Source organism: Enterobacter soli ATCC BAA-2102, from assembly GCF_001654845.1.
GTDB classification, from domain to species: Bacteria; Pseudomonadota; Gammaproteobacteria; order Enterobacterales; family Enterobacteriaceae; genus Enterobacter; species Enterobacter soli.
Genome location: NZ_LXES01000040.1, coordinates 299653 through 326015 on the forward strand (window position 1 = coordinate 299653; position 26363 = coordinate 326015).

Annotated in this window: 23 protein-coding genes; 13 read left to right on the top strand and 10 right to left on the bottom strand. The window is 53.9% G+C overall.

The window, feature by feature from the left end:
- Nucleotides 1-9: 9 nt before the first annotated feature.
- On the bottom strand, nucleotides 10-960 hold the full coding sequence (gene uspE, locus M987_RS15370) for a universal stress protein UspE (protein WP_014070015.1): 951 nt from the start codon (nucleotides 958-960) through the stop codon (nucleotides 10-12).
- Nucleotides 961-1209: 249 nt separating this feature from the next.
- Here uspE and M987_RS15375 point away from each other — a divergent pair, with 249 nt between their 5' ends.
- A complete protein-coding gene (locus M987_RS15375; RefSeq protein ID WP_014070016.1) occupies nucleotides 1210-2391 on the top strand; it encodes a C1 family peptidase in 1182 nt (393 codons plus the stop codon).
- 62 nt (nucleotides 2392-2453) lie between these two features.
- On the opposite strand, the gene fnr is transcribed toward M987_RS15375, so the two are convergent.
- From fnr to M987_RS15400, 5 genes are all read right to left on the bottom strand, one after another.
- On the bottom strand, nucleotides 2454-3206 hold the full coding sequence (gene fnr / locus M987_RS15380) for a fumarate/nitrate reduction transcriptional regulator Fnr (protein ID WP_014070017.1): 753 nt from the start codon (nucleotides 3204-3206) through the stop codon (nucleotides 2454-2456).
- Nucleotides 3207-3389: 183 nt separating this feature from the next.
- Nucleotides 3390-3905: a methylated-DNA--[protein]-cysteine S-methyltransferase gene (gene ogt, locus M987_RS15385; protein ID WP_014070018.1), complete on the bottom strand. Its 516-nt coding sequence runs from the start codon at nucleotides 3903-3905 to the stop codon at nucleotides 3390-3392.
- 10 nt (nucleotides 3906-3915) lie between these two features.
- Nucleotides 3916-5442, bottom strand: coding sequence for a p-aminobenzoyl-glutamate transporter (abgT, locus tag M987_RS15390; protein WP_014070019.1), 1527 nt, complete (start codon nucleotides 5440-5442; stop codon nucleotides 3916-3918).
- A 41-nt stretch (nucleotides 5443-5483) separates the two neighbouring features.
- A complete protein-coding gene (locus tag M987_RS15395; RefSeq protein WP_014070020.1) occupies nucleotides 5484-6929 on the bottom strand; it encodes a M20 family metallopeptidase in 1446 nt (481 codons plus the stop codon).
- On the bottom strand, nucleotides 6929-8239 hold the full coding sequence (locus M987_RS15400; RefSeq protein ID WP_014070021.1) for a M20 family metallo-hydrolase: 1311 nt from the start codon (nucleotides 8237-8239) through the stop codon (nucleotides 6929-6931). The genes M987_RS15395 and M987_RS15400 overlap by 1 nt, the downstream gene beginning before the upstream one ends.
- A 175-nt stretch (nucleotides 8240-8414) precedes the next feature.
- On the opposite strand from M987_RS15400, the gene M987_RS15405 reads away from it, so the two are divergent.
- Nucleotides 8415-9326 carry a LysR family transcriptional regulator gene (locus M987_RS15405; RefSeq protein ID WP_014070022.1) on the top strand — a complete coding sequence of 304 codons (912 nt, stop codon included), beginning with the start codon at nucleotides 8415-8417 and terminating at the stop codon, nucleotides 9324-9326.
- Nucleotides 9327-9677: 351 nt separating this feature from the next.
- The gene (smrA, locus tag M987_RS15410) at nucleotides 9678-10241 is read left to right on the top strand and encodes a DNA endonuclease SmrA (protein WP_014070023.1); all 564 of its coding nucleotides are present in this window, start codon (nucleotides 9678-9680) and stop codon (nucleotides 10239-10241) included.
- Here smrA and M987_RS15415 read toward each other — a convergent pair.
- Nucleotides 10238-10858, bottom strand: a complete 621-nt coding sequence (locus M987_RS15415) for a LysE family translocator (RefSeq protein ID WP_014070024.1) — start codon at nucleotides 10856-10858, stop codon at nucleotides 10238-10240. The two genes, smrA and M987_RS15415, sit on opposite strands and share 4 nt — an antisense overlap.
- Nucleotides 10859-10969: 111 nt before the next feature.
- Here M987_RS15415 and M987_RS15420 point away from each other — a divergent pair, with 111 nt between their 5' ends.
- Nucleotides 10970-11869 (top strand): LysR family transcriptional regulator, encoded by a 900-nt coding sequence (locus M987_RS15420; RefSeq protein ID WP_014070025.1) that lies wholly within the window; start codon nucleotides 10970-10972, stop codon nucleotides 11867-11869.
- A 27-nt stretch (nucleotides 11870-11896) separates the two neighbouring features.
- On the opposite strand, the gene tcp is transcribed toward M987_RS15420, so the two are convergent.
- Entirely contained in the window at nucleotides 11897-13561 is a 1665-nt protein-coding gene (gene tcp, locus M987_RS15425; RefSeq protein ID WP_014070026.1) for a methyl-accepting chemotaxis citrate transducer, read from the bottom strand.
- 142 nt (nucleotides 13562-13703) lie between these two features.
- On the opposite strand from tcp, the gene M987_RS15430 reads away from it, so the two are divergent.
- The gene (locus M987_RS15430; RefSeq protein WP_014070027.1) at nucleotides 13704-14570 is read left to right on the top strand and encodes an aldo/keto reductase family oxidoreductase; all 867 of its coding nucleotides are present in this window, start codon (nucleotides 13704-13706) and stop codon (nucleotides 14568-14570) included.
- A 58-nt stretch (nucleotides 14571-14628) separates the two neighbouring features.
- Here M987_RS15430 and M987_RS15435 read toward each other — a convergent pair whose 3' ends face one another.
- A complete protein-coding gene (locus M987_RS15435) occupies nucleotides 14629-14844 on the bottom strand; it encodes a hypothetical protein (RefSeq protein ID WP_014070028.1) in 216 nt (71 codons plus the stop codon).
- 289 nt (nucleotides 14845-15133) lie between these two features.
- On the opposite strand from M987_RS15435, the gene M987_RS15440 reads away from it, so the two are divergent.
- The 8 genes from M987_RS15440 (at nucleotide 15134) to M987_RS15475 (ending at nucleotide 25171) form a co-directional block, all read left to right on the top strand.
- Nucleotides 15134-16678, top strand: a complete 1545-nt coding sequence (locus M987_RS15440; RefSeq protein ID WP_014070029.1) for a DUF1593 domain-containing protein — start codon at nucleotides 15134-15136, stop codon at nucleotides 16676-16678.
- A 72-nt stretch (nucleotides 16679-16750) separates the two neighbouring features.
- Nucleotides 16751-18139, top strand: coding sequence for an MFS transporter (locus tag M987_RS15445; RefSeq protein WP_014070030.1), 1389 nt, complete (start codon nucleotides 16751-16753; stop codon nucleotides 18137-18139).
- Complete coding sequence (locus M987_RS15450; RefSeq protein WP_014070031.1) at nucleotides 18129-19145, top strand: ROK family protein; 1017 nt, start codon at nucleotides 18129-18131, stop codon at nucleotides 19143-19145. The genes M987_RS15445 and M987_RS15450 overlap by 11 nt, the downstream gene beginning before the upstream one ends.
- A gap of 42 nt (nucleotides 19146-19187) precedes the next feature.
- Nucleotides 19188-20576, top strand: a complete 1389-nt coding sequence (locus M987_RS15455) for a M24 family metallopeptidase (protein WP_014070032.1) — start codon at nucleotides 19188-19190, stop codon at nucleotides 20574-20576.
- A 132-nt stretch (nucleotides 20577-20708) separates the two neighbouring features.
- Nucleotides 20709-22232 carry a cyclic diguanylate phosphodiesterase gene (locus tag M987_RS15460; RefSeq protein WP_014070033.1) on the top strand — a complete coding sequence of 508 codons (1524 nt, stop codon included), beginning with the start codon at nucleotides 20709-20711 and terminating at the stop codon, nucleotides 22230-22232.
- Nucleotides 22233-22366: 134 nt separating this feature from the next.
- A complete protein-coding gene (gene umuD, locus M987_RS15465; protein ID WP_014070034.1) occupies nucleotides 22367-22852 on the top strand; it encodes a translesion error-prone DNA polymerase V autoproteolytic subunit in 486 nt (161 codons plus the stop codon).
- A complete protein-coding gene (gene umuC / locus M987_RS15470) occupies nucleotides 22836-24098 on the top strand; it encodes a translesion error-prone DNA polymerase V subunit UmuC (protein WP_014070035.1) in 1263 nt (420 codons plus the stop codon). Before umuD ends, umuC begins: the two co-directional genes overlap by 17 nt.
- A gap of 125 nt (nucleotides 24099-24223) precedes the next feature.
- Nucleotides 24224-25171 carry a zinc-dependent alcohol dehydrogenase family protein gene (locus M987_RS15475; RefSeq protein WP_014070036.1) on the top strand — a complete coding sequence of 316 codons (948 nt, stop codon included), beginning with the start codon at nucleotides 24224-24226 and terminating at the stop codon, nucleotides 25169-25171.
- A 24-nt stretch (nucleotides 25172-25195) separates the two neighbouring features.
- On the opposite strand, the gene M987_RS15480 is transcribed toward M987_RS15475, so the two are convergent.
- A complete protein-coding gene (locus M987_RS15480) occupies nucleotides 25196-26230 on the bottom strand; it encodes an AI-2E family transporter (RefSeq protein ID WP_014070037.1) in 1035 nt (344 codons plus the stop codon).
- Nucleotides 26231-26363 lie beyond the last annotated feature (133 nt).

Here is a 26363-nt window from a genome sequence, read left to right on the forward strand (position 1 = left end):
TTTTACTGCTTAATCGTCTTCCGGGTCATCCAGCTCGACCGGTGTTTGATACTGATCCGGTTTGATGACCAGCAGGTCGCAGCGCAGGTGGTCGATCACCTGTTCGGCGGTATTCCCCAGGAACGCAGCGGAAATACCTGTACGACCAATTGTACCCAGAACCACAATCCCGGCCTGAAGATGTTCAGACAGGTCAGGAATGACTTCTTCCGGTAAACCTTTTTCAACGTGAGTCATTTTCTCATCGATGCCGAATTTCTGGCGCAGCGCTTTCATCGCCAGCAGGTGCTGCCCACGAATGGCATCGTTGTAAACGCTTGGGTCAAATTCAGGTAATTCGATGGCGATGTTGATGGGTGTGACCGGATAAGCCCCCACCAGATGAACTTCGGTATGGTTAACCTGATCGGCAAGCTCAAGGGTTTCTTTTACCAGTTTTTCATTGAGCGAATTATGGTAATCCTCTTCGCTGGCAAGGTTCACCGCCACAACCGCTTTACCGCCCTCTGGCCAGGGCTGGTCTTTCACCATCCACACCGGGCAAGGGCATTTACGCAGTAAGTGCCAGTCGGTTGGGGTGAAGATCACCGATTCCAGTTTGTCGTGCTGGTGCGCCATTTTCAGCAGCAGATCGTGATCGCCGCTGACAATTTCCTGGATAATGGCTTCGAAAGGCCGGTTATGCCAGACCACTTTGATATCGATAGGAACGCCCGCTTCCAGGTAATATTTCGCCTGTTCGCGGATCCACGCGGTTCGTTGGCTGATCACTCCCTGACGCATAGCGGTACGCTCGTCAGGCGACAGAAGGGTGGTCATCTCATATGAGAAGTCATAGATCGGCAAAAACGCTTTGATTTTGCCACCAATCCGTTGATGTAAATACACAGCACGTCGTAACGCCGGTTGATCGTCCTGATTAGGATCGATGGCCACCAGCATGTTTTGATACTTTGCCATACAGGTCTCCTTACTACTGTCACCACAGTCTGTAATTAAAAGAGTAACCTATATATCTTGAATGAAACAGGGGGGTAGCTTTTACCAGATCAATAAATCACGAAAAAATATCGTGTAATCAGGTTGCATACTGATTTAAAAGCGTTTCCTCGTTTTAAAGCATTCGGGCCCCAACTGGCGTATGACCTCTGACAGCTCGTGTATGTGCTATGTTCTGATCATGCCGCGACTCGTAAAGAACCCTGAATAATGAACAAAGTGAATAAAATGAAATGTATCATTATGGTGTGGTTGTTGGCATTGGGTTCTGCCGGAGCCGCAGCCCCTGAAATTTCATTAAAGATGTTCGTGTCGCCACCGCCACAATTTGTGACCGAGTATGACAGGGTTGAGATTACGAATTTGCCAAAAATACCGGGGCAGGGGGCGATTGGCATTTGTTATGCCTATGTCTCGGCTGTGATGCTCACCGCTGAAAATTGCCGCGCACTGCATGAAGATTGCACGCAATATAAGCCAGACCAGATATTTTCCCCGTTTTCTCTCGTGAAGTTTATGGATTATCACGATGACGATAATGCTGACCAAAAAGCAGTCACTGGCCAGAAAAATAAAATAATGCCAGACGAAGGTGGCAATTCGGCAACGATCATGCAGGTGGTTGCCCTGGATACTGGTATGGGGGGAAGCTTATCCTGCGCCGCGAAAGAAAAGGTGATGCCAAATTTTACCGACGATGCCGCAACGATGCGGGAATACGAGATGTGGCAGGACGTTCGTAAAATATACGTGTCGCTCAACCCAAAGGCCAGTCAGGTTGACCTGGATTGCCCCGATTGCATTGAATCTTTCCTGAAGGCACATCAGACCGACTTTCTTCAGCTTAAAGCCATATTCCCCCAGTTACCGGACGATAAACGAAAACAGGTTCAACTGATGGCTGAATCAACCTACCATCGTTTTTTAGGGGGACTGGTTGTACCGAAAGCGTGCTATCGCCTGTCTGCAAGTGTGCTATTTGAAAGTATGGGCAAGGTAAAAATGTCAATTTACCCTGATTCTGTTGAGGACAAAAAGGAGGGGCAGACAAAACAGAAAACGCCTCTCTCAGGAAATTATGCTGACGCAATGATTATCATTAAATCAGTGCTTAACGACGGCAGGCCCATCGCTCTGAGCGGTATTTGCATGGATAAAAAAATGAGAGGTAAATCCTGTAATAATGCCCATGCCGTTGTGATCAGCGGATTTAAAACCCTATGCGATAAAAACAATCACTGTCTGGATGTGTTGAAAGTAGTTAATAGCTGGGGTGACGCGTGGCAGAGAGAAAATAATGATGGCTGGCTTGAGGCAAAGCCGTTGCTAGACAGCACGCGGTATCAGACCGCGACGCTGACCTGGTTTACTGACCTGCCGAAGAACAAATAATAATGCCACCCAATTGAGGACTCAAAATGAGACACGATCGGGTGGCAGTTATGCGGGGGAAACTAGGCTACGTTGCGGGAATGCCCGGCGAGTACCGCCAGCGCTTCACCGTTTTCTATGGTGATGTACTTACCTTTAACCGCCAGCATTCCGCTTTTCTGGAAACGACCCAGCAGACGACTGATGGTTTCAACGGTCAGGCCCAGGTAGTTACCGATATCGCCACGGGTCATGGTCAGACGGAATTCACGTGGAGAGAAACCGCGCTCCGCGAAACGGCGGGAGAGGTTATAGATAAATGCCGCCAGGCGCTCTTCTGCATTCTTTTTGGAAAGCAGCAGGATCATGTCCTGATCGCCTTTAATCTCGCCGCTCATCAGACGCATCATCTGCTGACGCAGGTTAGGCATTTTCCCTGACAGGTCATCCAGCGTTTCAAATGGGATTTCGCAAACCATTGAGGTTTCGAGCGCCTGAGCAAAGCTCGGGTGATGCCCGGTACCGATAGCGTCAAAGCCGACCAGGTCGCCTGCCAGATGGAAGCCGGTGATCTGCTCATCGCCTTGTTCGGTGATGGTGTAGCTCTTGATGGTGCCAGAACGGATAGCATAGAGCGATTTCAGTTCGTCTCCCGCTTTAAACAGCGTCTGCCCTTTCTGAATAGGCTTTTTGCGCTCGATAATATTATCAAGCTGATCAAGTTCATGCTCATTCAGGGTAAACGGGATACAGAGCTGGCTGATGCTGCAATCCTGGCAATGGATAGCACAACCGCCAGACTGAATGCGTCGTATAATTCGCTTTTCCGGGATCATAGGTTTGCTCAAGCCTTAATTGATATTGGTCAATTTTAACATCTTTTTGGAGAGTACGTAAGCCTGGCAAACCATCAATAAGGACAAGAGTCGACATCGTGCGGGCATCTTCTTGAAATTCCACAGCTTGATTATGGATTTTTAACCTAACCGGAAGAAAATTAAGCACTAAAAGCCTGGATACTACAGTAAAAGATAGCCTTCATGGCGCAGCAACCACTCCTTGCGCTGCACGCCACCGGCATAGCCCGTCATGGTGCCGTTGCGTCCAATCACGCGGTGGCAGGGCACGACAATACTGACGGGGTTGGAGCCATTAGCCGCCCCAACCGCACGCGCCGCGCCTGCACGACCTAACTGCTCTGCGAGCTGACCATAATGCATCACATGCCCGCAGGGGATCTGGCGCAGTGCCTGCCAGACTTCACGCTGAAAAGGTGTTCCCGCCGTCGCGGTAGGCAGAGTGTCAATAATGCTGAGATCGCCCTCGAAATACGCTGCAAGTTTATCACTCAATCCGCCCGGGTTGGTGGCGCTGATGCGCTCATAGCCCTGTGAGCGGTAATGAATCTCAAGCAATTCCTCCATCCGGTTGCTGTGCTCTTCCCACTCTACGGCGCGCAGATTGAACGCCTCGTCGGTAATGATCCACAGTGGCCCAAGCGGGGTCGCAATTTTATCTTCGAGTAACCTCAGCATCCTCTCTCCTTTAGTGCAGCCTTGGGTAAATTCCCGGTCCAATTGGCAGGCCGACAAGATACCACGCCACCAGCATCACCAACCATACCCCTAAAAAGATAAGCGGATAGGGCAAGACCAGCGAATAGTAGGTACCCAGTTTTGCTTCCGGTTTATAGCGTTGCAGGAAACCTAAAAACAGCGGGACAAACGGCGACACCGGGGCCAGCGGGATGACGGAGGAATCGGCGACGCGAAACAGAATTTGTGCAAACGCCGGATGGAACCCCAGCATCATAAACATCGGCACAAAGATGGGTGCCAGAATCGACCAGATTGCCGAGCCGCTGGCGATAAACATACACAGCAGCGACGACAGAATGGCCAGACCGACAAACGCCGGAATACCACTTAACCCCGCCGCTTCAAGGGCATCCGTCAACCCCACGGCCATGAATTTGCCCATGTTGCTCCAGTTGAACATGGCCACGAACTGCGCCAGCGGGAACACCATCACGATAAAACCGGCCATCTCTTTCATCGGCTCAATCATCAGCTGTGGCAGGTCAGCCTGGTTGCGGATTTTACCGGTAGCGATGCCATAGGCGATCGACACTATAAAGAAGAACAGAATAATCAGCGGCACAATGCCCTGAATAAACGGCGAGGGCAGGACGGTGTGTTTGACCGGATCGCGCAGTACGCCGTTTTCCGGGATCACCATCAGCGCCACAACGGCGATAAACGCCAGCGAGACAATCCCGGCCACCCGCAGGCCGAACTGCTGCTCTTTGCTGAGCGTCTCGAGCTTTTCGTCGCTGCGGCCTTCCCATTTCCCTAAACGCGGCTCGATGAGCTTATCGGTGATAAGCCCGCCGACAATCGTCAGCACAATCACTGAGCTGGCCATAAAGTACCAGTTGTCGATCACGCTGACGTGCATTGCGGTATCAATGGTTTTCGCTGCTTCGGTACTGATCCCCGAAAGCAGCACGTCGGTGGTTACAATCAGCAGATTGGCGGTAAATCCGCAGCCCACGCCAGCAATCGCCGCCAGCAGTCCGGCCACCGGATGACGCCCCACGGCCAGGAAAATCAGCGCCCCCATCGGCGGCATGATCACCAGCGCGGCGTCAGACGAAATGTGGCTGAAAAAGGCGATAAACAGCACCATATAGCTGGCGTAACGCGCGCTCACGTTGGAGGCCATTTTCACCATCAGCGCGGGCAGTAGCCCCACGCGCTCGGCAAGACCTGCACCCAGTACCAGCGCCAGGATCGCCCCCAGCGGTGCAAATCCGCTGAAGTTTTTAATCACGTTGGGTAAAAACCAGTGCAACCCCTCGACGCTCAGCAGGTTTTTTACCGCCACCATGCTGCCATCAGCAGGGCTACGCACGCTCACATCAAAGGCAGACAACGCGGCAGTTGCCACCATCAAAATCACAATCAAATAGATAAAAAGCAGGAAAGGATGCGGCACTTTATTGCCGACCCTTTCAACCCAGCCATAGAGCTTACCGGTTGGGGAATGCGAAGGTATGGATGACATACTCATGGGCGTTCCTCGGGACTGTTGTGTTGTTGTGTTATGTGTTTTTATTTTAAAGGTGACGGTGTCACGCCCGCAGGGATCGGACACTCGTACGGTCTTTCTGTTATTTTTTGTTCAAACTCGTCACGGCATTTTTGAAGCAGCGCAGCATCCAGAAGCAGATTCAGGGCGGTTGCGCCCATGACTTTTCCGGCCAGCAGCATCCCTTTATGGGCAATCGAGGTGCGTCCCTGAGCCACCAGTTGCCAGGTGTGCAGCGGCGTACCGACGGTAAAGCAGGGGCTAAAGCACTGCGCGACCGGCATTTTCCAGCTGACATCGCCCACGTCCGTCGAGCCTGCCAGCACGTTATCGGTGATGGCATACGGCGCGACTTCATCGACCAGCAGAGTTTCCTGATGACGCCGGGCAAAGGCTTTACCCGCCTCACCACCGGTCGCAGCGATATTTTTCAGGCTATTTTGCAGATCGTTAGAGGTCAGCGTGGCGCGGATCTCACTGGCGAACTGGCGCTCTTTTTCTGTCCAGGCTGGCGTGCCGTAATGTTGTAATGCCTGATACATCGCTGCTTCGAGCGTGCGGTTTGGCAGGTAGCTGGAGCAGGCTTTATCGAAACGGCATTCAACGGTGGTTTCCGTCATCATGGCCGCACCCTGGGCGATTTTTTCGATGCGCTCGTAGATCTGTTGCGCGTCGGCCATTTCCGGGGCACGGATCAGGTACAACACTTCGGCCTGCGCCTGCACCACGTTTGGCGAAATACCGCCGGTATCGGTGATGGCGTAATGTACGCGCGCTTTCTCGATGATGTGTTCATTAAGGAAATTGGTGCCGGTGGTCATCAGCGTCACGGCATCGAGCGCGCTACGCCCCAGATGCGGGGAGTTAGCGGCATGAGCCGCCACGCCGTGAAAACGCCATGCGGCCTGAATATTGGCGAGCGTGCTGACGTTAAACATCCCGGCAAAGGCTTCCGGGTGCCAGGTGACAGCCGCATCGACGTCATCGAACAACCCTTCACGCACCATAAAGGTTTTGCCTGAACCGCCTTCCTCACCCGGGCAGCCGTAAAAGCGCACCGTCCCGCTGCCGCCGTGCTGCTCTAGCCAGCTTTTCACAGCGACGGCTCCTGCGACTGCGGCCGTACCCAGCAGGTTATGGCCGCAACCGTGGCCGTTCTCGCCCGGTGTTGCCGACTGCGCGCTGGCACAGTGCGCCTGCTGGCTCAGCCCCGCCAGAGCATCGTATTCGCCCAGCAGCGCGATAACCGGCTTGCCGCTGCCGAAGCTGGCAATAAATGCATTGGGAATACCACCGGCTTCGCGCGTCAGGCTAAAACCTTCGGCTTCCAGCGCGCAGGCGAGCCGTTCGGCTGACCAGAACTCTTCAAAACGTGTTTCGGGATGATCCCAGATTTCGTCGGCAATATCGGTGAATGTCTGACATCGCGTGTCGATGGCATCTGCGATAAACGCGTAGTTTTCCTGCATCACACACCTCGCGCCCACGGGAAGTTAAGCGCCGTTCGCGCCAGTGTTTCGACGGCCACATTCATTATCCGCTCGTCGAAGTCGAATTTTTCGTTGTGATGCCCGGCGCTCAAATCGGTGCCAAACACCATGTAGGAAGCCAGGCCGCCGTTCTGCTGCACGCGGGCCATCATCAGGGTGGCATCTTCAGATCCTGCCGGGGCTTTGACCTTATCAATGGCATGAAGCACGCCGGTGACCTGACCCGCCTGTTCGCGCAGGTAATTCACCCACGCAGGAGATGGCGTGCTGGACGTTGCCGCTCCCATGAGGTGCGTTTCTGCGCTCACACCATACAGCGCCGCCGCACCTGCGATCGCGGATTGCGCGCGTTCGAACACGTACTGGTTGATAGCCTCGCTTTCGCCACGAGTTTCCACCTTCAGCAAGGCACTGGCCGGAACGACGTTACGCCCGCTACCGGCCTGCATGACGCCCACGTTGACGCGTGAGGCGCCTTCGCTGTGAGGGGCGATGCTGTGCAGGGCAAGGGCGGCCTGAGCGGCGGCGAGCAGTGCGTTACGGCCTTCCTCCGGTTTTCCGCCCGCATGGGCCGCCACGCCGGTAAAGCGCACGTCAAACTTGGTGGTTGCCATAAAGTTATCGCTACCGCAAATAACCGTCCCGGCAGGAACACCGGTGCCAATATGGACCGCGGTAAAGTAATCCACACCGTCCAGCGCGCCTGCTGCCACCATTGCGCGAGCCCCGCGCGTGCCTTCTTCCGCAGGCTGGAAGATAAGTCTGATGGTGCCGTTGAGCTGGGCTTCGTGTTGTTTCAGCACCTGAGCCAGCCCCAGGCCAATAGTGGTGTGCCCGTCATGGCCGCAGGCGTGCATCATCCCCGGATTGCAGGAGGCAAAGCCCTCGCGGAACGGGCGATGGCTTTCGTCGAGCGCTTCGCTGAGATCCAGCGCATCCATATCCACGCGAAAGGCGAGTGTCGGCCCCGGACGCCCTGTACGCAGCGTGGCGACAATGCCGGTGAATCCACCTTCGAAGGCGGCGAGCCATTTCTCGGGCGCACCTTGCTCGCGCGCACGGGCAAATTCTTTTGCCAGCGTCTGTGCGTCCGGCAGGCCCATGCGGCTTTCGGCGTCAACCACATCACGCCCCATCGCCAGCTCATAACCCAGGCGGTCTAAGATTTCCGCCACTTTGGCTGCGGTACGAAACTCCACCCAGCCAGATTCAGCAAAGTGGTGGAAATCGCGACGCCATGCGGTCAGTTGCGGGGTTAATGTCTGAATGTCGTGTGCCAGTGAGTCCATATCTCTTCCTGTCATCATTAAAATATGTGAACTGCTTCACGCTGTGATAGTTTTTACTTATCACTAACCGTTTTTTCACAGTTTTAACCGTTCAGGAATTACCCTCGCACATCCATTTCCATTAAAGTAGATGACAATTTCTTTACTCTGATAAACAACGGTTATCGGTCGGGCTATGTCATTTCAGGTTAAATTTCATCAGATTCGGGCCTTCGTGGAAGTGGCACGCCAGGGCAGCATTCGCGGTGCCAGCAGGGCGCTTAACCTCTCACAACCGGCATTGACCAAATCGATCAAGGAGCTGGAAGAGGGCATTGCCGCGCAACTTTTTGTCCGGCGCAGCAAAGGCGTGGCGCTGACCGAATGCGGTGAGAGCTTCTATCAACATGCTAATTTGATCCTGGAAGAGCTGCGTGCGGCGCAGGACGACATTCGTCAGCGGCAGGGGCAACTGGCGGGGCAGATCAATATCGGTATGGGCGCCAGTATTTCACGTACGCTGATGCCTGCGGTGATTACCCGTTTTCACGCGCAGCACCCGCTGGTGAAGGTCCGTATTATGGAAGGGCAACTGGTATCGATGATAAATGAATTACGCCAGGGGGAACTGGACTTCACCATTAATACCTATTGTCAGGGACCGTATGACCATGAGTTTACGTTTGAAAAATTATTTGAAAAACCTTTTGCGATATTTTGCCGGGAAGGGCATCCGGCGATAGGGGTAAAATCAATTAACGAACTTTTGCATTATAACTGGACGATGCCAACGCCGCGGGGAAGTTATTATAAGCAACTGGAAGATGTGTTTCATCACCGCTCGCAAATACCGCGTATTGGTATTGTCTGCGAAACGTTCTCGTCCTGTATTAGCCTGGTTGCACAGAGTGATTTTATCAGCATTTTGCCACAAGAACTTGGCTGTGACCCGCTGCTGGCGCACCGTCTGGTGATGCTGCCTGTTGTCGAATCATTACCTAAAGCCGCTTATTATTTAATTCAGCGCCGTGATTCCCGACAGACACCATTGACTGAATCGTTAATTACACAATTCAGACGAGAAGCCCGGGCATTAATTTCAGAATGAAATAAAAAAACAGGGACTGCCGACATCAACAGACCCTATAGTACACACAGCAGTGTTTCCTTTCGCGAATCCCGCATGTTTTATCCGTGGGGCAGGTTTATTAAGTTATAACAGACTTTTTTCAAAATGGTAGTATTCAGGCTGCTCAAGTTCACAAAAATTTAACTTAAATACAGGTATTTAATTGTGGCTAAATTTTAGTTAAGTTAAATTTAACTTTTTAGCTGCACTATTATTTTATTCATCGGGTAAATATATCTTATTTCCACGGAGCAGTTTCCAGGCAGAGGTCGTTGAGACGCTTGTCAGGCGCGGGTATAGTACAGGCTCAGATGTAGCCGGAGGATTGCCATGAACCCTGACGACAAATCACTTTTTCTTGACGCCATGGAGGATGTCCAGTCACTCAAGCGTTGTGCGGATATTCACTGGCAGCCGAGCCGCAATACCCGCACCCGGCAGACGCTGAATACTGAACAGCTCGATAACTTCTTAACGCTGGGGTTTCTGGAGCTGCTCCCGCTTGCGGAACCTTTGGCGTTTCAGCGGGAAGGGGTCCAGCAGGGGGTGATTGATAAGCTCCGCTCCGGTAAATATTCCCGTCAGGCCAGCATCAATTTGTTACGCCAGCCTGTTGAACAGTGCCGTCAGATGCTGTTTTCGTTTATCCGTCAGGCCGAACGTGACGGGCTGCGCAACCTGGTGATTGTCCACGGTAAAGGGCGTGAAGAGCAGTCGCACCCGAATGTGGTGCGCAGTTATCTGGCGCGCTGGCTGACTGAGTTCGATTCCGTGCAGGCATTCTGCGTTGCACTGCCGCACCACGGCGGCAGTGGCGCCTGTTATGTGGCGCTGCGAAAATCAGATGAAGCCAGACTGGACAACCGGGAGCGACACGCCAAACGCAGCCGCTAGCCCTCGCTGAAAGCTGCCCATATCGCATTGCCATTCCACACGGCGCCATAGATGGCGACGACAAGCATAAACAGCGCGGTTGCCAGCCGGATGGCGCGCTCGTAGCGAAGCGACACGTAGCGCCTGACGGCAATGATCCACAAGGTGAGGATCAGGAGATCCAGCGCAATCCAGATGAGCGTCAACAGGGTAATGCTCTGGGCAAAATTGCGCGTAACCGGCACGAACTGCGGGAAGAAAGCGACAAAAAAGAGAATATCTTTTGGGTTGGCGATAGCGGTTAAAAAACCGGTAAGAAAGCCGCCTTGCCGCGCCGATGTTGCCGTTGTGGGCTGCAGGTGTGTCAGCATCCCAATCCCCATCCAGCCAATAAACAGCGCGCCGATAAAACCCACCCCTGCCAGACTTAACGGGTGAATATCCACGATGCCCGCCAGTATCATCACCGCCATCGTCAGTAAAACCAGAGACGCCAGATTGGTTCCGGCAAGCGTAATAAAGGCACGTCTGTAGCCGTCCCGTACCGCGGTGTGGGTGACTAACGCAATAACAGGGCCGGGGGTGATAAGCAACAGCACCACCGCCAGCAGATATGTACCCAGTAGCGACATCGCCATGAAGGGGGTTCCTTTTGTGAAGAGTGGCAGGTAGTGTCGGTAAAATTCGCTGCATTGAAAAACGGAAAATCCTGCGCTTTAATGTGAGTTAAACTCACAATGAGCAATGCGATGCCATCACCACTTCCCCCTTTGTATGCGCTACGGGCATTTGATGTCGCCGCCCTGTATGGTTCGTTCACCCGGGCCGCGCAAACGCTGCACGTCACGCCTGGCGCCGTCAGCAGACATATCCGCACGCTGGAGGAGAGTTTTCAGTGTCAGCTATTCGTGCGCAAAGGACCGGCTGTAGAGCTGACCGATGCCGGGCGCGCATTAGCCAGCCAGCTGAGGCAGGGGTTCGCCACTCTGGAGAGCGCCTGCGACGCATTTCGGGCTACCCGACACGCGCTGCGCTTAAAAGCGCCTTCAACCCTGACGCTGAACTGGCTGCTGAATACCATGAAGGTATTTGTTGAGAAATACTCAACACCGGAGGTGAGTGTTTCTAGCGTCTGGATGGATGTTGATAAAGTCGATTTTCATCAGGAGCCGTTCGACTGCGCAATTTTGCTTGGCAACGGCCAGTTTGGGGAGCAGACATGTTCACAGCTGCTGTTTGACGAATGGCTTGCCCCGGTTTGCGCGCCAGGGCTGGTGGATAAGGCCAGAGACAGTCTCCAGACCTGTGAGCTGATCCATCCGTCACCGGATCGCCGGGACTGGCGGCGCTGGCTTAAAGTGTGTTCGCCTGAGGCCATGCCGGATATCAGCAAAGGAAAGGTTTTCGATACCCTGGATCAGGGAAATCAGGCGGCCGTTGGTGGACATGGCGTTTCGGTAGGGGATGTAACGCTAAGCCTTCCGGCGCTGGAAAACGGGTTACTGGTGATGCCATTTAGCCAGGCGATTAACACCGGTGATGGCTATTATCTGGTCTGGCCGGAAAACAGCCCAAAACAGCAGGGGATAGCGACGCTGTGCGCGTTCCTGCTGGCACAGGTCCCGGATATTAGCGCCTACGTAAAATAGCGGGCGATCTCATCGCCCGCGTATACCTTAAAAGGTTTCCCAGTTGCCGTCTGCCACGCTTGCCGTGGCGGTTGCCGGGCGTAACAGCTGCGGTGTTTTCACATTCTTCGGGCGTGGTGCCGCGGCCTGGTCTTTGGCATTCAGACGGAATGCGGCAACGGCCTGGCGCAACTGCTCGGACTGATCTTCCAGCGCTGCGGCTGCGGTTGCAGATTCCTGTACCAGGGCGGCGTTTTGCTGCGTCACGCTGTCCATCTGCGAAACCGCGAGGCTGACCTGCTCAATACCCCGGCTTTGTTCATCAGAAGCCGATGAAATTTCGCCCATAATGTCGGTCACACGGGTGACGGCGGCGACGATCTCGCGCATGGTTTCGCCAGCTTCGCTGACCTGCTCAGAGCCGGTGTTGACCCTGCTGACGGAGTTTTCGATAAGCCCTTTGATCTCTTTTGCCGCCTGCGCACTGCGGCTGGCCAGGGTGCGCACTTCTCCGGCGACTACGGCAAAACCACGTCCTTGTTCGCCAGCACGTGCCGCTTCAACCGCCGCGTTGAGCGCCAGAATATTGGTCTGGAAGGCAATGCTGTCGATAACGCCAGTAATGTGGGCAATTTGCTGTGAACTGTCAGAAATCTCGGTCATGGTGCGCACCACGTTATCCACCACCTGACCACCGCGCGCGGCAGTTTCGGAGGCGTTTTTCGCCAGTAACGTGGCCTGACGCGCGTTATCGGAGTTCTGTTTCACCGTTGCGGTTAACTCTTCCATGCTGGCGGCGGTTTCTTCCAGCGAGGCCGCCTGCTGCTCGGTACGGGCAGACAGGTCATTGCTCCCGGCGGCAATTTCACCTGCGCCAGTGTAAATCGAGTCGGTACTGCCGCGTACGGCGCTGACCGTGCTGACCAGCGACTGCTGCATTTCGTGCAGACCCACCGCCAGCTGGCCCATTTCGTTACGGCTACCCAGGGTGATGTTATGCGTCAGATCGCCACCTGCGATGGTGCGAATATGGTTCATAATGATCTTCAGCGGTTTTAACAGCAGGTGTTGCAGGCCCTGCCAGATAATCACCAGCACGGCAACCACGGCGAGGAAAATAGCCGCCAGTGTCCACTGCATATGGGTAAAGCTGCTCTGGTTCTCTTCAGCAGCGGCTTTGAGCAAGGTGTTGTTTTCAGCACGCCAGCGGTTATAGACCGCTTCCATATTGTCCTGTGCCTGTTGGGCATCCAGGTCGCCATAAGCCTGATAGTTATCGTCACGCAGATATTCAATCGACAGGCGCATCACTTCATGCATCTGGCTCCAGGCTTTCTGCATCTCTTCGGTTAACGCGGCGTTTTGTCCGCTAACCTGCGGCATTTTCTGCCAGGCGCTGTAATAGGTTTCTGCGTTGCCTAATGACGTACTGGCCGTACCCAGAAGTTTGTTAATGGCGGCGAGGGACGCGGGATCGCGCTGGTTTTTCAGGTAGCGGATCGCCACACGGGTGACGGTTACGCGGGTTTTCACCAACGTATTCACGCTGTCGCTCAGGCTTTCCTGCTGGGCATTGAGCATCCCCGAGTTCTGGAAGTTATGGCGATCGTTGCTGACGGCAGAGTAGAACAAGCCTCCCGTGACAACTTGCAGCAGACAGAATATGGTGAGAGCAAAGAGAATACCGGTAATCACGTGCAGATTTTTCAGCATAGCGGTCGTCCGTTATAGGTGCAGGGGTTGCCCAAATACTATCGACGCAACGAAACTAAACTTTAATTTAACTATTGCTTAACTAATTGTTCCATTCTGGAACCTGTTGTAAATCCGGATCATTTTTATGAGGAAGGTAGACATGAGCAGTATTGAGAAAAGCGGGACGTACACGCTCGGGACGCGTACGGTTAAACGACTCGGCTATGGTGCGATGCAGCTTGCCGGGCCTGGCGTATTCGGCCCGCCGAAGGACAAAAACGCCGCGCTGGCGGTGCTGCGCGAAGCCGTGGAAGCAGGTGTGGATCATATTGATACCAGTGACTTTTACGGCCCGCATATCACTAACCAGCTTATCCGTGAGGCGCTTCATCCGTACCGGGATAACCTTACGATTGTGACTAAAATTGGGGCGCGGCGGGGTGATGACGCCGCCTGGCTCCCGGCATTTTCGGCCCAGGAGCTGACGCAGGCGGTGCATGATAACCTGCGTAACCTCAAACTGGATGTACTGGACGTGGTGAACCTGCGGATCATGTTCAGCGCTCACGGTCCGGCTGAAGGCTCGATTACCGAACCGCTGACCACGCTCGCGGAACTGCAACAGCAGGGGCTGGTTCGCCATATCGGGTTGAGCAATGTGACCGCCGCTCAGGTCGCCGAAGCGCAGAAAATGGTGTCGGTGGTCTGCGTGCAGAACATGTACAACATTGTGAATCGCGGGGATGATGCTCTGGTGGATGCGCTTGCCCGGCAGGGGATTGCCTGGGTGCCATTCTTCCCGCTGGGCGGTTTTACGCCACTGCAATCTTCCGGTCTTCAGGCGGTTGCGGATTCGCTGGGGGCAACGGCGATGCAGGTGGCGCTGGCCTGGTTGCTGCAACGTTCACCGAATATTCTGCTGATCCCGGGGACCTCTTCCGTGGCGCATTTGCAGCAAAACCTGGCTGCGGCGGATCTGGTGCTGCCGGCTGAGGCAATCAACACGCTGAATGCGCTGGTGGCGTAAGCGCGAAAAGGCCCGAAGCAACTTTCGGGCTTTTTTTATTGCAACATGTCTTACACTTTTACGCCTGTTCGGAGGTGGCTTCTGCCCGGCGATTTTTCCGGTGAAGTGCTAACGCTTCTGCCACAATCTCCTGCTTGCTCTTGCGCGTTTCATACGCCGTGATCCTGACATACTCCATTAAGTCTGTTTCTACTCTGGCACTTAACATCTTCAGAGCAGCATCCTTTGCTAAACCGCGAGCAGTGCGTTTGTCCGGATAATCACGGGATGGCATAGAAAACGTCCTCCAAAATTTTTTTGTTAATTCGTGCTATGAAATATGCTCCAGAGTATTTTTTAAGTCAATACACAGTGATTCTTTAGTTACCTTCAATATTTTATTTCTTTTGATTTAAGTCACCAAAAAGTGATCGTTAAGTGCTTGTGAAGTGGCTTTTTAGCGCCGGCTCTGGTGGCGCTAAAAATTCCGCTGTCATCACAGAATCGATCTTTTCTTTTTTACTTTGTTTCCTGTGTTAACTATGTTGAAGGCATTCGGTCTATAGCAAAAAAGTGAGAACAACATGGTGAACCAACAAATCAATAAGGTCGCGAAAGGGGTATTGCTGGCAATGGCAGGGGTCATGGCATTTGCCGCTCCGCTGGCCATTGGGGCAGAAACGGCGATCGCGCAAGCGGCCGGTAAAGTGCTGCCTTATCAGGAAAAACCGCGCGTCTTTGTCCTGACTGACATCGGTAATGAACCCGACGATCAGATGTCCCTGACGCGTTTTTTACTGTACTCAAATGAGATGAACGTTGAGGGGCTGGTGGCGACCACCTCCACCTGGCAGCGCGAAAAAGTGCACACCGATATGATTGACCTTGTTGTGGGTCACTATGGTGAAGTGCAACCGAACCTGCTGAAACATGCGGCCGGGTTCCCGACGGTATCTCAGCTTCAGTCTGTGGTGGCACCGGGCCTCGCCAGCTACGGTATGGCGGCAACCGGTGAAGGTAAAAACACCGCCGGTTCCGATCTGCTGGTGAAAGCCATTGAGAAAAGTACCGATGCAGATCACCCGCTGTTTATTACCCTGTGGGGCGGGGCGAATACACTTGCGCAGGCACTCCAGGATCTCGCTAAAAAACATCCTGCTGATGTTGTTCAGTCGCTGACCCGCAACCTGGTGGCGTATTCCATTTCCGATCAGGATGATGCCGGGTTCTGGATCCGTGAACATTACCCGGAAATGACCTGGATCGTCGATCCGTCCAGCCAGAATGGCGAAGATTACGCGCGTGCGACCTGGACTGGTATCAGCGGCGACCAGTATTACCGTAATGCGCCAGGTGCCGATTTTACGACCGTGTCCCAGCACTGGCTGGATGAAAATATCCGCGGCAAAGGGCCAATGGGTAAAGGCTACCTGAAGTACATGTTCATTATGGAAGGGGATACGCCGTCGTTCCTCGGCCTTATCCGTAATGGTTTAAACAGCGAACGAAACCCGGGCTGGGGCGGCTGGGGAGGGCGTTACATTGTGCGCCAGCCGCAGCATGAAACGCACCCTATCTGGAGCAGCGGCGGTGACTTCTATCCGGGCAACCCGAATGCCGCCGATACGGTGATCGGCAAAGACGGGAAACAATACACCTCGAATCAGGCGACCATCTGGCGCTGGCGCGAAGCTTTCCAGCATGATTTTGCTGCCCGTATGGAGTGGGGCATCAAAGACTACGCTCATGCCAATCACAACCCGGAAGTCGTGGTGAACGGTCAGGCGGGACAGCAGGTGGTTTATCTTAAGGCGAAAGCCGGAGACACGCTGACGGTCGATGCCGCAGGCGGCAAAGATCCTGACGGCGATAAGCTCAGCTATAACTGGTTCCTGTATCCGGAAGCAGGTTCAGCAAGCTCGCAGCCGGTGGCGGTCAAAGACGTTCAGGGGCGTCGCGGGGAAGACAATCTCAATGCGCCAGCGGTGCTGACCCTGGGTGAAAATGGCAAACAGAGCGTGCAAGTGAAAGCCCTGCGTACCGGAACGGAACACCTGATCCTGGCCGTCACGGATAACGGCAAACCGTCGTTAACCTCTTATCGTCGTATTATTGTTTCCGTCAATTAATTCGGGTATTAGTGATGTCGGGTGCCGGTGGGCACCCGATTTCGCGTTATCGTTAATATTGTCGGTGAACCCATGATGAAAACCGCTCTTGCACCCGCCATCACTCTGCGAGAGAAGTTCTGCTACGGGCTGGGAGATACCTCAGCGAATATCTTTATGGGCATGACGATGATGTTCCTGTCCATTTACTACACCGATGTGTTTCGGCTTAGCCCGGTGGCAATGGGCAGCCTGTTTCTGCTGGCGCGTTTTATCGATGCCATTGGCGACCCCCTGATTGGCCTGCTGGCCGACCGAACCCGTTCCCCGCGCGGGCGTTATCGCCCCTGGCTACTCTGGTTTGCCCTTCCTTATGGTCTGAGCTGTGCCGCCGTCTTTTTCTCACCGGAACTGAGCGCGACAGGGCGTATCGTTTACGCCTATGTGACGTACATGGCGCTGGTGCTCAGTTTCAGTCTGGTGGTGGTGCCATATGTGTCGCTCCTCGGGGCGATGTCAGTGGATAGCGACGAACGCATTCAAATCAACGCGATCCGCTTCCCGCTTGCCAAACTGGCTTATCTGCTCTGTTCGCTGTTCGTTCCGGTACTTATTGCGCTGTTTGATAACGACATCCTGGGATACCGGGCGGTGATGTGCGGCATTGGCGTGCTGTCCACGCTGCTGGTGCTGATTTGTTATTTCAATACCCAGGAGCGCGTTCCCCCGCAAAGCGTGCCGACGATCGGGGTACGTGAGCAGTTTCGCCACCTGCTGCAAAATGACCAGGCCCTGATTCTGTTTGCTGCTCAGGCCGTTGTTATGGTGATGAATACGCTAAAGTTTGGTGCGGCCGCCTATTTTGTGAAGTATGTGCTCCAGATGCCCGCCACCTTTTTAAGCCTGATGCTGACGGCCGCCTCGGTGGCCGGTATTGTCGCCCCGCTGGTGACCGGGTATCTGCTGCGGCACGGGCGCATAAAACGCATCCCGCTGCTGGTATACAGCCAGCTTGCCAGCGCGGTCATCACGCTGGCGATGGGCTTTACACCAGCCAGCGCCGTCTGGCCGCATCTGTGGCTCTTTGTCTCTGCCACCCTGATGGCCGAGCTGATTGCGGTGATCCTGTGGGCAAGCGTCGCCGATGTTGCTGACTACGGTTTTTATCGTTTCGGTGTGCGCATTAACGGCATGATTGGCGGTGGGATGCTGTTTTCCACCAAAGCGGGCATGGCCGTGGGCGGGGCGCTGATGGGCTACATTCTGGCCTGGTTTGGCTATCAGCCGGACAATGCGACGGCGGCAATGCCGGAACAGCTTCCGGCATTCAGAGTGCTGTATATCTGGTTACCAGCCTGTTGCCTGTTCCTGACGGCAGGTATCCTGCGGTTTTACCGGCTGGATGAACAGAAAACGAGAGATGTTATGATGCGCGCACAGGACGAAACCGGTCGGGCGGAGGCGAAACGACATGGACTATAAAAAGCAGATCCTCAATATTTTGCACAGCGAGCATGAGTCTCGCGCGGAAATGACCCGCCGGGTGGGTGTGACCAAAGCCTATATCACCAAACTGACCTCGCAGCTTTTGCAGGAAGGGCTGATAGAGGAGCGGGAAATTAAAGATATTACCTTTGGCCGCCCACAGCAGTTGCTGGCCGTGAAGGGCGGTTGTGCCTTCAGCGTGAATATCATGCTGCGTAAGGGCAGTTTTCAGGGCACGCTGAATGACTACAATACCCAGCGTGATGCGCTGGCCAGCCATCAATTTTCGCTGCCGGAGTCCATGACACCAGACGAGCTGGTCATGCTGATTGCGCAAGGCATTAAGGCGCTTTGCGAGGCGGCGGGGATTGCGCAATCCCGCATTAACGTCGTCAGCGTGGCATTGCAGGGCGGTATTGAACATTTCACCGGCGTGGTGCGTTATTGCCCGTTATTTACCGACACTAACGTTAACCTGATGGCGCGTATTCAGGAACATGTCGGTATCACCACCCGGATTTACAATATTGCCCATTGCACCAACTATCTGCTGGCGAAGCGTTCGCCGGGGCTGTCCTATGTGGCATTTATGCCCGGTTTTGGCAGCCTGGGGTATGGTTACTGCACCAACGGCGAGCCGGGACTTGGCGAAAACGGTTTTTACCCTGAAATTGTCCATCTGCCTTATGAAGGTGGCATTGAACAAGCCTTTAATGTGAAAGAAGAGAATAAAGCCGAAACCGTACAAACGACGGCCCGGGCGCTCTATTTTGCTATCTGTTGTACTGCGCCGATCCATAACATCAAACTGGCGATTGCTACCGGTGAGCTGTTTGAGGATTACGGCGACGAGGTATTACCGCGGGTACAGGATATGCTTGATAACACCCCTGACCAGCATATTCGCGAGATCCGTATCCGGCATGATAAAACGGGATATCACTATGGCGTGAAAGGGCTGGTACAACTCAGTTCGGACTGTATTACCGAGCTGCTGGCCTGATGATGACGCGAGGGTTCCCCATCAGAATGTGAGGTCAAACACATGGATTTTAGTGCGCTTCAGCTTCAGACGACGGTTGCTCCACACCAATTTTCGGGCGTCGCGCCCGTTCCCCTGACCGATGCCACTATGCAGGAGCGTAAAGATAAGCTTCTGGCACGAATGGCCGCTGAGGGGTACGACGCCCTCATTATTTATGCCGACAAAGAGCACGGCAGTAACTTTGAATACCTGACAGGATTTATTCCCCGCTTTGAAGAGGGGCTGCTGGTGCTGGCGAAAGATGGCGCCGCAACCGTTATTCTCGGTAATGAAAACCTGAAAATGGCCGCCCATTCCCGTATTCCGGTCACGCTTAAACACAGCCCGTATTTCTCATTACCGAATCAGCCAATGGATAACGAAAAACCGCTCGAGGTGTTATTCGCCGAGTCGGGCCTGGGCGATATGCACCGCGTGGGGGTTGTGGGCTGGAAAATGTTTACGTCTGGCCAGGTGGATAATAAACAGCTTTTCGATTTACCCTGGTTTATTGTCGATGCCATTAAAAACAGTCTCTCTGCCGGGGCGGTGTCTGAAAATGCCGCGCATCTGTTTATTGACGGAGACAACGGCGCGCGGACAACCAACAATGCCAATGAAATCGCCCATTATGAATATGGTGCGAATCTGGCGTCGAACTGCATCCTGAATGCCATGAACGCGGTGGAGCCGGGAATGAGTGAGGCAGCGTTAGGGGCGTATCTGACGGCGGAAGGGCAGTACAATACGGTGGTGACCATTGCCGCATCGGGCCAGCGTTTTGAAAAAGCCAATCTTTATCCCACGCATAAACCGCTGCAAAGAGGCCAGCCGCTGTCCATGACCACCGGGTTTAAAGGTGGATTATCCAGCCGTACCGGTTTTGTGATTGCCAGCGAAAGTGAGTTGCCCGATACACAGAAAGATTATCTTGAACGCGTGGCAAAACCGTATTTTGCGGGCGTAGTGACCTGGCTTGAAAATATCAGAATTGGCATGGAAGGCGGGGAGATGTATTCCCTGATGGAGTCCGTCCTGCCAAAAGAAAAATATGGCTGGCACCTGAATCCCGGGCATCTCAGCGCCGATGAAGAGTGGATGTCATCGCCCATTTATAAACATTCGATGCAAACCCTGAAAAGCGGAATGATTTTGCAGATTGATATTATTCCGTCAGTACCGGGTTATACCGGCACCAGCGCCGAGGAGAGCGTTGCGCTGGCGGATTTCGCGCTCCAGGACGAGATCAAACGCGCTTACCCTGAGCTATGGGCAAGAATTGAAACCCGTAAGCGTTATCTTAAGGACGTGATTAAGATTGAACTGAGCGCGGATGTGATCCCGCTTTCCAGTGCCGTTGCTTATTTACGGCCTTTCTTCCTGGCGAAGGATAAAGCGTTCACCTGCTAAACAATTTTTGGAGAACTGATTGAGGGAGCATGGTTATTTTTTCTTTTGTCGACCATGCTCTTTGTACTTACACCATTAAGCGCCGTAAATGCCGTCAGCGTCATCGTACTCACTTGTGCCCAGGAGACGTTAATGCGCCATATTCTTGTCCCTGTTGCTGCCGCTCTGGCCCTGTTTATCATGGGTATTTTTATTCTGAATACCCAACTCTGGTATTCCGCACGGGCCGACAGCATGACGGGGGCGAAGTTTGTCGTAAAGAATATGAATACGATCCTGGGTGAAGCGCAGCGTTCCACCCGGATAGCGATGAATGTCGCCGCGGCAGGCTGTGATGAGGAAGGGCAATACCGGCTGGGCACCGAGGCGGCGCTACAACCTCATCTCAGGACTATTTTTATTCTCACGCATGGGCAAATTGTGTGTTCATCCCTGCCGGATAACCGTGTGCTGCTGGTTAACGTGATGATATTACCTGATTCGCCGTTGATGCTGCTGCCAGCAAAAGAGGCGGTAAATGGTTTGCCCGTACTGCTGTACCAGACGGTATCTGATGGCAGCCGTATTGGGATCACGGTCAGCGATCGCCATATCCGCGACGCCCTGGGTATTTCGATAAAAGGCATCAGTTACCGGTTAAGGGTCGGCGACACCGTGCTTGGCCTGTCTGGTGATGCTACACCGGTAAACGATAAAGGTAAGCATGTCGGGCGGCTTGACGCCAAAAATTACCCCTACAGTATCGAGTACAACTATCCTCCGTTATTCAGCGTGCAGAGGCTGGTAAGCCAGGGGGCGGGCATCCTGCTTTTTTTACTGCTGATCGCCTGTCTTGGCGCTTACGCCCTGTATAAGTATCTGAATAAAAGTACGCCGCCTGAAGAATCGCTACAGCGCGCCATCGCAAAGGGGGAGATCATCCCGTTTTATCAGCCCGTTGTTAATGGCCGTGAGGGCACCCTGCGGGGCGTGGAGGTACTGGCGAGATGGAAACACCCGAAAGCGGGCTATATTTCCCCGGCCTCGTTTATCCCGCTTGCTGAAAAATCCGGCCTGATAGTGCCGCTGACGCGCAGCCTGATGGCACAGGTGGTCATGCAGATGAACGCCATTTCCAGCAAGCTGCCGGAAGGTTTTCATGTGGGGATTAACTTCAGCGCATCCCATATTGCCATGCCCACCTTTGTGGATGAGTGCCTGGACTACAAAAGCCGCTTTGAGCGCAAAGATTTAAACCTGGTGGTTGAAGTCACAGAGCGTGAACCGCTGGATATTGACGAACGCCTGGTCCATACCCTGAATGCGCTGCACGAAAATGGTTTTGCCATCGCGCTGGATGACTTCGGAACCGGGTATTCAGGGCTCTCTTATCTGCACGATCTGCATATCGATTACATCAAGATTGACCATAGCTTTGTCAGCCGGGTCAATGAGCATGAGGAATCCACCCGGATCCTGGATTGCGTGCTGGATCTGGCGCGTAAGCTCTCGATAAGTATTGTCGCCGAAGGCGTGGAAACCAAAGCGCAGCTTGATTACCTCAACCGGAATAATATTGTCTTCCAGCAGGGGTACTACTTCTTTAAGCCTGTTCCGTTCACCGGGCTGATAAAAATCTTGTTATCCAAACCTAACGTGAAAGTCATGGTGGAGTAACCGGCCGGGTGAGGTGCAGAATTAAATCCCTCCAAACATCAACGTGTTTGCGCGATCTCCCGGAAAGTGCCTTGATCCTTACCCATAACCCGTAATACTGTATTTATATACAGTATATGGCAGGAAAGGTAATTATGAGCACTCTCTTTTCGTATTATCCCCGGCAGGACATGGAATTACCGCTGTTTCTGGAGCGCGTTGCCTGTGGTTTCCCAAGCCCTGCACAGGATTACGTTGAAGACCGTATCGACCTGAATAAGCTGGCGGTAAAACACCCCAGCGCAACGTATTTTGTGAAAGTCAGCGGGGATTCCATGATCGGGGCCGGGATCGGCGATGGCGATCTGCTGGTGGTCGATCGTTCGTTAACGGCGGGACATGGCGACATTGTCGTGGCGGCGGTGGACGGAGAGTTTACGGTAAAAGAGCTACAAACCCGGCCGGTCTTAAGATTGCTTCCCCACAATACCCGCTATCAGCCTATTACGTTTCACTCCGAAGAGGAGCTGCAAATCTTCGGCGTGGTGACGCATACGCTGAAAACACATAAACAGTCGGGCGGGGTAAAAAGCCATCGCGTGGGTGATCCGGAAATGCATAACCATGTTCGCACTTGTTGACGTCAACAGCTTTTACGCGTCCTGTGAGACGGTTTTTCGTCCCGACCTTCAGGGAAAGCCCATTGTGGTGGTGTCCAATAACGATGGCTGCATTATTTCGCTTTCACGCGAGGCAAAGCAACTGGGGATCAAAATGGGCGAGCCGTACTTTAAATTTAAAGAGAAACGCTATCCGTCGCGGGTCTACGTGTTTAGCTCGAATTACGCGCTGTATGCCGATCTCAGCAGCCGCGTGATGCAGACGTTAACCGATCTTTCCCCGGCGATAGAGATCTATTCCATTGATGAGGCGTTCGTGAATGTCTCGGGCATCGACAGCTGTATGCCACTGGATATTTTCGGGCATCAGATGCGCAACCAGGTACTGAAAAATACCGGGCTGACGGTGGGCGTGGGGATTGCGCAGACGAAAACGCTGGCAAAGCTTGCGAACTATGCGGCGAAGAAATGGCGCAGCACGGGCGGCGTTGTTGATTTGTCAGACCACGATCGTCAGCGCAAGCTGCTGGGCGCAGTGCCGGTGGAAGAGGTATGGGGGGTTGGGCGGCGGATCACCAAAAAGCTAAATGCGATGGGCATTACCACGGCGCTTGAGCTGGCCGACAGCTCTTCGTGGGTAATAAGAAAGCATTTCAATGTGGTTCTGGAGCGCACGGTTCGTGAACTTCGCGGCGAGCGTTGCCTTAGCCTGGAGGAATTTACCCCCACGAAGCAGCAAATCATCTGTAGCCGCTCTTTTGGGCACCGCATTACGCAATACGTAGAGATGCATCAGGCGATTTGCGCTTACGCCGAACGCGCAGCGGAAAAACTGCGTGGCGAGCGCCAGTATTGTCGCTTCATCAGCGTATTTCTGCGGACCAGTCCTCATGCGGATAATGAGGTGTATTACGGCAATCAGGCTTCTGTCACCCTGATGACGCCGAGCAACGACTCACGCGATATCATCCGCGCCGCCACGCAAGCGTTAGAGCGGATATGGCTTGATGGATATCGCTATATGAAAGCAGGGGTGATGCTGGCCGACTTTTTCAGTAGCGGGGTCGCACAGCTTAATTTGTTCGATGACAACCGCCCGCGAGCCAATAGCATGGCGTTGATGGAGGCGATAGACAGGCTTAACCATTCCGGGAAAGGGAAAGTCTGGTTTGCCGGGCAGGGGAGCGAGAAAGCCTGGTCGATGAAACGTGAGATGCTCTCCCCGTCTTATACGACAAAGTATGCGGATTTGCCGGTGGTACGGTAGTCACTGAATATGACAAAAAATGCAGAGCTCATATAAGGAAATGAGGGCTGTTCAGGAATGTTTTCGTGATCTGCCAGAGCAGAAGCGCTAAGCTTTGCCGCCTGACTCTATTGGCCGGGATCGCAATGAATAACCTCGCTCTCTGGTATCGCCGTTTTGGCGAACCTGCGTCCGTACTGCAACCTGAACTCACTGCGCCTGGTGCACTGAAGCCAGGCGAACTTCGGGTGCGTATGCGCTATTCTCCGGTCAATGCCTCCGACCTTATCCCCATTACCGGTGCTTATCGTCACCGCACGCCATTACCGGCGGTGGCGGGTTATGAAGGGGTTGGCGAAGTGACTGAAGCGCCTGCCGCGTTCGCGCATCTTCTGGGCAAGCGCGTGCTACCGCTGCGGGGGCAAGGTACCTGGCAACAGTATGTTGATTGCCCGGCGGAATATGCAATCCCGGTACCGGACGAGGTTCACTCGCACCTTGCCGCGCGGGCATACATTAACCCGCTGGCCGCCAGGATGATGTTGAATCTCTATCCACCGCAGGGGAAACGGGTGCTGCTAACGGCAGCAGGTTCGGATTGCGCCATTTTGCTTGGGCAGTGGGCGCGCAGTGTCGGAGCGGAAGAGGTATACGGTATTCACCGCTCGCCTGTTCATGGCGAACGGCTAGCTGCGATGGGCATTATCCCGATAGAACAAGGTAATACGGCGATGGTGACCGCCGTCGCCGCGCGTGCGGACGTGGTGTACGATGCCACGGGCGGCAGCCTGGCAGAAACGCTTCTGAGCCTGATGCCCGAAGAGGGGATATTTGTCTGTTATGGCCTACTCAGCGGGCAAACGTTCCGGCAGCGCCGGGCGCTTCCACGCGTGGAGTGGTTCCATATTCGCAATCACCTTGATGCGCTGAGTGTGGAGGCGTGGCAGGCGGAATTCCGGCACATCTGGCCGATGCTGTGTGCAAGTCAGTACAGCGATGTCACGGTTTATCCTCTGACGCAATGGCAGGCGGCGCTACAGCGCTACCGCCAGGCCGGAAGAGTCAGTAAACCGCTGCTGGATATGAACCTGTAAGCCCCTGACAGGCAGGGGCCACGCTTACTTATTGCTCATGTCGCTGAGCAATATGGCGATGCTTTGCCCACCCGCCGTTTGCTCCAGACCAATTTTCACGATGATGGTCAGCGGTACGGAAAGCAACATACCGACCGGACCGAGCAGCCAGCCCCAGAAAATCAGGGACAAAAATACCACCAGGGTGGAAAGCCCAAGTCCGCGCCCCATCATTCGGGGTTCCAGTATGTTGCCGAAGACCAGGTTAATCACCAGATAGGCCGCCAGTAAAATGAGCGCATCATAAAGCCCGCTGAAGACCAGCACCTGAAGGATGGGCGGAATAGCCGCCAGTACAGAGCCGATATTGGGAATATAGTTAAGCGCAAAGGCCAGCAGCCCCCATACAAACGCAAAACGGACATCCAGCGCGACGAGCATCCCCCAGACAACCAGCCCCGTGATCAGACTAATGGCTGTTTTCAGCACCAGATAGTGCGAAACGCTGTCCAGCGCGCGTTGGATAGCCCCCATGCCTTCCACCGGACGGATCATTATCTGTTGCAGTTTTGCTGGCAGTTGCGGCACTTCAAACAGCATAAAAACCACCGTCAAAAACAGCAGGAAAATAGACGTCATGGCATTCGAAAGCTGCGCCAGCAGGCTGGTGACAAGGGTCATGGCCGCATTGGGATCGATATACTTCAGTAGTTCCTCAACCGACACCTCAATACCTGCACGTTGCAGCCAGGGCTCAATTTGCAGCAGCGGGATCACCAGTGATGAACGGTATTTAGGCAGCGTACGTGCCAGCTCGTTCAGGGAGGTTCCGAGATACGCCACCAGCAGCACCATGGCGACAATGATGATGCCAATCAGAAGCGTAATGGCCAGCACGCGGGGGATGCGGAGCCGGACCATGCGCTGAACCAGCGGGTTGAGGATTACGGCAATAAAAAGCGCGAGAATAAAGGGCACAATGATGTCCGCCGCAAAACGGACGCCCGTCAGAATGATCACCAACATGCCCAGCATGATGACAATTTTAAGCCCGTTCAGGGTAATGATGGGTTTAGCCATGGAAATTCCTGAAATAATTCTTTTATTTATAATAGATGCGAATGCCGATTCAATAAACTAACCAAGGTCAAACAGGGTGGGTAAAGAAATGAAAAGACTTTGAGTAAATTCCTGGCTTATGGTACAAATCAGG

What these genes read in the sequence shown, in the direction of transcription:
- uspE (WP_014070015.1), bottom strand. Translation starts at nt 960, where the DNA reads ATGGCAAAGTATCAAAACATGCTGGTGGCCATCGATCCTAATCAGGAC.
- M987_RS15375 (WP_014070016.1), top strand. Translation starts at nt 1,210, where the DNA reads ATGAACAAAGTGAATAAAATGAAATGTATCATTATGGTGTGGTTGTTG.
- fnr (WP_014070017.1), bottom strand. Translation starts at nt 3,206, where the DNA reads ATGATCCCGGAAAAGCGAATTATACGACGCATTCAGTCTGGCGGTTGT.
- ogt (WP_014070018.1), bottom strand. Translation starts at nt 3,905, where the DNA reads ATGCTGAGGTTACTCGAAGATAAAATTGCGACCCCGCTTGGGCCACTG.
- abgT (WP_014070019.1), bottom strand. Translation starts at nt 5,442, where the DNA reads ATGAGTATGTCATCCATACCTTCGCATTCCCCAACCGGTAAGCTCTAT.
- M987_RS15395 (WP_014070020.1), bottom strand. Translation starts at nt 6,929, where the DNA reads ATGCAGGAAAACTACGCGTTTATCGCAGATGCCATCGACACGCGATGT.
- M987_RS15400 (WP_014070021.1), bottom strand. Translation starts at nt 8,239, where the DNA reads ATGGACTCACTGGCACACGACATTCAGACATTAACCCCGCAACTGACC.
- M987_RS15405 (WP_014070022.1), top strand. Translation starts at nt 8,415, where the DNA reads ATGTCATTTCAGGTTAAATTTCATCAGATTCGGGCCTTCGTGGAAGTG.
- smrA (WP_014070023.1), top strand. Translation starts at nt 9,678, where the DNA reads ATGAACCCTGACGACAAATCACTTTTTCTTGACGCCATGGAGGATGTC.
- M987_RS15415 (WP_014070024.1), bottom strand. Translation starts at nt 10,858, where the DNA reads ATGGCGATGTCGCTACTGGGTACATATCTGCTGGCGGTGGTGCTGTTG.
- M987_RS15420 (WP_014070025.1), top strand. Translation starts at nt 10,970, where the DNA reads ATGCCATCACCACTTCCCCCTTTGTATGCGCTACGGGCATTTGATGTC.
- tcp (WP_014070026.1), bottom strand. Translation starts at nt 13,561, where the DNA reads ATGCTGAAAAATCTGCACGTGATTACCGGTATTCTCTTTGCTCTCACC.
- M987_RS15430 (WP_014070027.1), top strand. Translation starts at nt 13,704, where the DNA reads ATGAGCAGTATTGAGAAAAGCGGGACGTACACGCTCGGGACGCGTACG.
- M987_RS15435 (WP_014070028.1), bottom strand. Translation starts at nt 14,844, where the DNA reads ATGCCATCCCGTGATTATCCGGACAAACGCACTGCTCGCGGTTTAGCA.
- M987_RS15440 (WP_014070029.1), top strand. Translation starts at nt 15,134, where the DNA reads ATGGTGAACCAACAAATCAATAAGGTCGCGAAAGGGGTATTGCTGGCA.
- M987_RS15445 (WP_014070030.1), top strand. Translation starts at nt 16,751, where the DNA reads ATGATGAAAACCGCTCTTGCACCCGCCATCACTCTGCGAGAGAAGTTC.
- M987_RS15450 (WP_014070031.1), top strand. Translation starts at nt 18,129, where the DNA reads ATGGACTATAAAAAGCAGATCCTCAATATTTTGCACAGCGAGCATGAG.
- M987_RS15455 (WP_014070032.1), top strand. Translation starts at nt 19,188, where the DNA reads ATGGATTTTAGTGCGCTTCAGCTTCAGACGACGGTTGCTCCACACCAA.
- M987_RS15460 (WP_014070033.1), top strand. Translation starts at nt 20,709, where the DNA reads ATGCGCCATATTCTTGTCCCTGTTGCTGCCGCTCTGGCCCTGTTTATC.
- umuD (WP_014070034.1), top strand. Translation starts at nt 22,367, where the DNA reads ATGAGCACTCTCTTTTCGTATTATCCCCGGCAGGACATGGAATTACCG.
- umuC (WP_014070035.1), top strand. Translation starts at nt 22,836, where the DNA reads ATGTTCGCACTTGTTGACGTCAACAGCTTTTACGCGTCCTGTGAGACG.
- M987_RS15475 (WP_014070036.1), top strand. Translation starts at nt 24,224, where the DNA reads ATGAATAACCTCGCTCTCTGGTATCGCCGTTTTGGCGAACCTGCGTCC.
- M987_RS15480 (WP_014070037.1), bottom strand. Translation starts at nt 26,230, where the DNA reads ATGGCTAAACCCATCATTACCCTGAACGGGCTTAAAATTGTCATCATG.